Origin of the sequence: Methylobacterium sp. WL103 (assembly GCF_008039885.1) — a bacterium.
Lineage (GTDB): Bacteria > Pseudomonadota > Alphaproteobacteria > Rhizobiales > Beijerinckiaceae > Methylobacterium > Methylobacterium cerastii.
Genome location: NZ_VRUX01000293.1, coordinates 1 through 5,155, shown reverse-complemented (window position 1 = coordinate 5,155; position 5,155 = coordinate 1). Strand labels below are relative to the sequence as shown.

At 56.4% G+C, this 5,155-nt stretch carries 6 protein-coding genes; 3 read left to right on the top strand and 3 right to left on the bottom strand.

Going from position 1 to position 5,155, the window contains the following annotated elements; all coding sequences use genetic code 11:
• Positions 1 to 522: 522 nt before the first annotated feature.
• The 3 genes from FV222_RS16620 to FV222_RS16610 all read right to left on the bottom strand — a co-directional run bounded on the left by FV222_RS16620 (position 523) and on the right by FV222_RS16610 (position 2,503).
• The gene (locus FV222_RS16620; RefSeq protein WP_147815165.1) at positions 523 to 762 is read right to left on the bottom strand and encodes a hypothetical protein; all 240 of its coding nucleotides are present in this window, start codon (positions 760 to 762) and stop codon (positions 523 to 525) included.
• Positions 763 to 922: 160 nt separating this feature from the next.
• Entirely contained in the window at positions 923 to 1,654 is a 732-nt protein-coding gene (locus tag FV222_RS16615; protein ID WP_147815163.1) for a Crp/Fnr family transcriptional regulator, read from the bottom strand.
• Positions 1,655 to 1,954: 300 nt separating this feature from the next.
• Entirely contained in the window at positions 1,955 to 2,503 is a 549-nt protein-coding gene (locus FV222_RS16610; protein ID WP_147815161.1) for a recombinase family protein, read from the bottom strand.
• 336 nt (positions 2,504 to 2,839) lie between these two features.
• Here FV222_RS16610 and FV222_RS16605 point away from each other — a divergent pair, with 336 nt between their 5' ends.
• The 3 genes from FV222_RS16605 to tnpB all read left to right on the top strand — a co-directional run bounded on the left by FV222_RS16605 (position 2,840) and on the right by tnpB (position 4,938).
• Positions 2,840 to 4,081 carry a hypothetical protein gene (locus FV222_RS16605; RefSeq protein WP_147815159.1) on the top strand — a complete coding sequence of 414 codons (1,242 nt, stop codon included), beginning with the start codon at positions 2,840 to 2,842 and terminating at the stop codon, positions 4,079 to 4,081.
• Between the two features lie 96 nt (positions 4,082 to 4,177).
• The gene (locus FV222_RS16600) at positions 4,178 to 4,585 is read left to right on the top strand and encodes a transposase (RefSeq protein ID WP_246685505.1); all 408 of its coding nucleotides are present in this window, start codon (positions 4,178 to 4,180) and stop codon (positions 4,583 to 4,585) included.
• Positions 4,582 to 4,938 (top strand): IS66 family insertion sequence element accessory protein TnpB, encoded by a 357-nt coding sequence (gene tnpB, locus FV222_RS16595; protein WP_147815157.1) that lies wholly within the window; start codon positions 4,582 to 4,584, stop codon positions 4,936 to 4,938. Before FV222_RS16600 ends, tnpB begins: the two co-directional genes overlap by 4 nt.
• Positions 4,939 to 5,155: the final 217 nt, after the last annotated feature.

Genomic DNA, 5,155 nt, shown 5'->3' with positions numbered 1-5,155 from the left:
GCGACGACGATGTGAGCCGTGTTCGTCATAGGTCCAGACACAGGGCCGATACAGCGCCATCCCGCGCCATCCCCTGTATCCAGACCCAGACCCTATCCGCACAAGGCAGCCGTCACCGAGCGCTTACTTAGCTTCAACAATCGCAGTCGGATCATCGCGTACGCTTAAGCGGGTCATCCCGAGAACTTCACCGCTCTTTCCTATCAGAATTGCTCGGTAGCGCGGGGGCATCGGCGGCTTGTCCAGCTCGTCAAAGCCTATCCAATCTTCGCCTGCCATTACGCCCGTCCGTTGCGTCTTTCCATCGCCTTGCCAGAAGCCAAGCTTGAGGTCACGCGTAATTTATACTGAATTCCAAAGAAAATGGCGCACCTGGTTAAGAGCGCGCCGAGGTTGAGCTTAAATCTAACGCCCCCAGGTAACGAGCCGACCTTGAGGTAGCATACAGCTCGGCCTTTGGCTGTCACAAGTGCGTGCGCGCTGTGCACTTCTAGATAGGTGGTGCAGGTGGCACCCGAGGGCCTATCGAAGCAACCAGGTACCGACGAAGGTCAGTGCCGCCGAGTAGACGACCTGTCCGTCTTCGTCCGCCACCACGACGGTGATGGTCTGGCGCTCGCCGTCCTTCGAGATCTCGTCACTGGCGATGGATGGTAGCAGGCGCTTGGCTTCAAGCGCGGCGGCCTGGATGTCGTCGCAGATTGTGCCCACGTCATCGCGCCTGCTGATGCCGTCATGGATGTCGAAGAAGTAGCGGGGCATAAGGCTCTCGACGCAGCATGGGCGGGAGCACGAGTGTCTCACAAGCGCGAGCGGCCGGTATCGAGACCCGCGACGCACCAACGGTAGGTAGACCTAACGATGCTTGCAACAACGTGTGTTTGTGAGCACGCCAAATGACTTCCGGCTCAGTTCCGGTCTGTCAGCCGAGTTGCAGGTAGGATGGGTCAAATTCCGCGATCTGTACGAGCCCGTCCCAATCCGTGATGTTGAGCGCGCGCGTGCGATGCTCGATAAGACCCTGAGCCCTCATCTCCTGTAACACACGGTTAGTATGTACGCTGGAAAGGCCAAGCGCATCACCTAATTCCCCTTGTGTCATCGGCAGCGTGCAACGGTGCTCGGCCGCAAGACCGATGGCTTCGAGCTTACAGTAGAGTTCGCAGAGCAGATGCGCCATGCGCCCGAACCCATCGCGCTGCCCCATGCCGGCGATCCACTGACGGAAGATCGCTGCGTCGATCAAGGTCTCGCGCCACAAGATGCCCCCGAGACCGGGAAAGCGCCTGGTAACGTCTAGCAGGGCCTCGTGCGAGATGAAGGCAATCGTGGCCTTTGTCAGAGCCCCGAGGCTGTGATCCATCGTTTCGATGTGCAGGCTATGCAGATCCGGCACGTCGCCGGGTACGTGGAAGGACAGGATCTGACGGCGGCCCTGGCCGAGAAGCTTGTAGCGGTAGGCCCAGCCTTCTACGATTAGGCAACTGTGCTCGGGCTTCTCCTTGTCGAGGACGATATCCTGCCGAGGTCGAAGAGTCTGAATTTTCGCTGGCAGGTCCTCGACAGCCCTCCTCTCCTCATCTGAGAGGCGGCCGATGCGTTCCAGGCGACGCACGAGCAGGCCGAGTGCAGCTTTGCTTGATACCGAGGACATGACGGCTCCGCTCTCCGGGGCGCGAAAGCAGGTCCCTCTTGGGCGTTACCACCGGAACGAGCATGCTGATAATGCGATCAGCCTAACGACATATGTTACAACTACCAATCGTCGATGGCGGTTATGAGCAGGCCACAAGCCGACGCCTGCGGTTCCTGTTCCCCGCTGCATCGACCTTCACACCCTTTCCCCGGCCCAAGGCGTGCAGCTGGAAAGCGCACGAAGCAAAAGGTCCGCTCCGGGGCATTGAGCGAACATCCGCTTTCCACCCATCGCGGTCATTATCACGGGCACCAAGCGTCAGCCTTGCACCCCTAGCAGGCGGTAAACCGATGCCCGCGACACGTTCAGTTCACGCGCGATGGCTGTTCCGCCCAAGCCTGATGCCGCCAAGGCCCTGACACGCTCTGCATCGATGGACGGCTTGCGACCCTTATAAACACCGGCCTTACGAGCCTTGGCGACACCCGCCATCTGCCTCTCGTATCTGATAGCGGTCTCGAACTCGGCAAACACCCCTAGCATCTGTAGGAAGCACCGACCGGCTGCTGTGGACGTGTCGATGGGCTGTTCCAACGCCACAAGGGCTACGCCAGCCGCTTCCAGTCGCTTGACGATCCCACACAGGTCGGCAACCGAACGGGCAAGCCTGTCGATGCGGGTCACCAAAATTTTGTCACCGGGTCTCGCGAATTGAAGCAGCGTCTCTAGCTCCGTTCGCCCTTCGACCTTCGTCCCTGTGTGCGTCTCTGCCCGGACAACCTCACACCCGGCCGCCCTTAAAGCCTCTTGCTGGATCGTGAGGGACTGGGAGGAACTCGAAACCCTTGCATACCCATAGGCGGCCATAGCGATCTGTCTCGTTTGACTCTTGACCCACTCACCATGGTGTCTCGAAAATTGAAAGTCGAGTCAAAAAAGACAGCCGCTCATATGGAATGGGTGTCACCGGGTGTCTCGGGTGGGTGACTCGAAAGCGTCTACCCAATCTGGACGGCAGATCTAAATTCGTGTGAAGCTCCCTGACCGACGCAACTTTCATCGTCATTGCGGCGCAGTGCCGGTTCCACCACTATCTTTCGAAGAATCACTTGCTTCAAGGGATGGTTCTTGACTCAATGTGGAATAACTTGCGAATATAACTAACATGTTGCATTGCCGTTGTTGCCACTGAAGGGTTATAAAGTGAGCAAACTCAATAGTGTTGAGACTTTTGGCGGCGCAGAAGCGGATACAGATGATCTACTGATTACATGTTTTCAAGATCACGAAGCATATCTAGCGGCTAAATCTCACAAAAAATTCCACATCGTCGGGCGTAAAGGTTCAGGAAAGACTGCTATCTATAGGAAGCTTGTTTCCGAACGAGCTTTTGATCAATTTTGCCATGGTCACTCGTTTTCAGATTACCCATGGTTTTACCATGATAAGCAAAAAAAGACCGGTGTTCCCGAGGCCGAGTGTTTTCGCTACAGTTGGGAATACGTTATACTTATTTCGTTGGCCAAGTTGATTATAAACGATGCTTCAGAGCCTTGGAGTGATGAGTCGCTAGATGCAATGGCGAGACTTGAAACATTCATCGTAGACACCTACGGGAGCAAAAACCCACAGCTTAACAAAATATTTTCCCCGGATATGAAGATAAAGCTCAAGACTAGTTTTGGTATTAACTTAGGTATTACCTCTAGTTCCGTCGCTGGTGAGTCTGTCGACGTAAATCATCTTCCTCTTATAATTTACGAAGTCAATGAAGCGTTACTAGAAACCGTTCTTTTATGCTTAAATCCGGGGCATAGTTATCACATTTGCTTCGACGAGTTAGATCGCGGGTTTGTTGCGGAGGATGACAATTACCGAAATCGATTGTCTGGGCTTTTAATCGCTGCGCGTGACTTTAACCGAAAGTTCCGGTTGTCTGGGAAAAAGGTATCCGCGGTCGTGTTCCTTCGCGACGACATACTTCGACTTCTAAGATTCGAGGACCGAAATAAAATAGTCGAAGACTCTTCAACATATATCGAGTGGGATAAACCAACGACTACTAGATTGCTAAAAGACATCATGAACAAGAGGTTTGCAGCTGTCTTAAACATACCAGAAATAGGGGCCTGGGAAGCTGTCTTCGAAGAAGAACTGCAGATGCCTGGGCGGCAATCAAAATATCAATACATGATCGACCGAACATTCAAGCGTCCACGGGACATAATAAAATTCGCAAACGAGGTTCTTCGTTCATACAAGCAGGACAAGTCTATAAAGGAACTCTTCCAAAATGCCGATATTATCAAGGCCCGCTCTGAGTATTCAAAGTATCTTCGAAAGGAACTGATCGACGAGATGCATCAACATTTTCCCAAAGAGTCTATGGCTTTCGACATACTTCGGCTGATTGGATTTACAAGCTTTACTATCGTTAAATTGTAAGCGGTGTCTGGACGGCACCTTTCGGCAGGCGGTGTGACGGGGACATACGGAGCCAGGCAGGAGCTCCGTCACATGTCGATGTCAGGTCGTATGGCTATGTCGGAGCCGGTCCGGCGGCTTGAACTGTTCACCGGTGCCGGCCGGAGACGAACGTGGTCGCAGGATGAGAAGGCGGCCATCGTCTCCGAGAGTGCGGCGTCGACGATCTCGATCAGTGCGGTCGCGCGTCGGCATGGCCTGAACGTCTCGCAGCTGTTCACGTGGCGGCGCTTGGCCCGTCAAGAAGCGGCGGGCGATCGGCGCTCCGAGTTGCGGTTCGTGCCAGCCGTTCTGATGTCGGAACCACTGGAGCCGACACCTGTCGAGGCGAAGGCTGAGCCACATCGACAAGCGGCCTGCACTGGGATCGAAGTCGAGGTGGGCGGCGTCCTGGTGCGCGTCGGGCCGGACGCGGGCGAGGCTCAGATCGCGGCAGTGATCCGGGCGCTGAAGGCCACGGCATGATCGGGCCGTCCGGTGCGGTGCGCGTGATGATGGCCACGCGGCCGGTGGATTTCCGCAAGGGCATGGACGGGTTGGCCGCCCTGGTGCGGGATGCGATGGGCGCGGATCCGTTCTCCGGTACGGTCTACGTGTTCCGCTCGAAGCGAGCGGACAGGGCCAAGCTCTTGTTCTGGGACGGGAGTGGGGTGGTTCTGGCGACCAAGCGCCTGGAGGCCGGTCAGTTCTGCTGGCCGAAGATCGAGGATGGCGTCGTACGCCTCACGGCAGCGCAGCTCGCGGCTTTGCTCGAAGGGCTCGACTGGAAGCGTGTTCACGCGGTTCGCACGGTTATCGCCCCAGCGCTGGCAGGGTGAGCAAAAAGGTCGAGCGCGCGGGCCCCATTACGATGGTAAGCTTCTGGCGGATATGCTTTAATCCGCTTCGTGGCTAAGCCTGCTTCACGCCTGTCCGACGATCCCGAGACGCTCAAGGCGCAGCTCGTCGAGGCGCAGGCCGAGAACGAGCGGCTGCGCCAGATCATCCTGGCGATGCAGCGCCACCGCTTCGGACGCCGGGCCGAGAGCCTGCCCG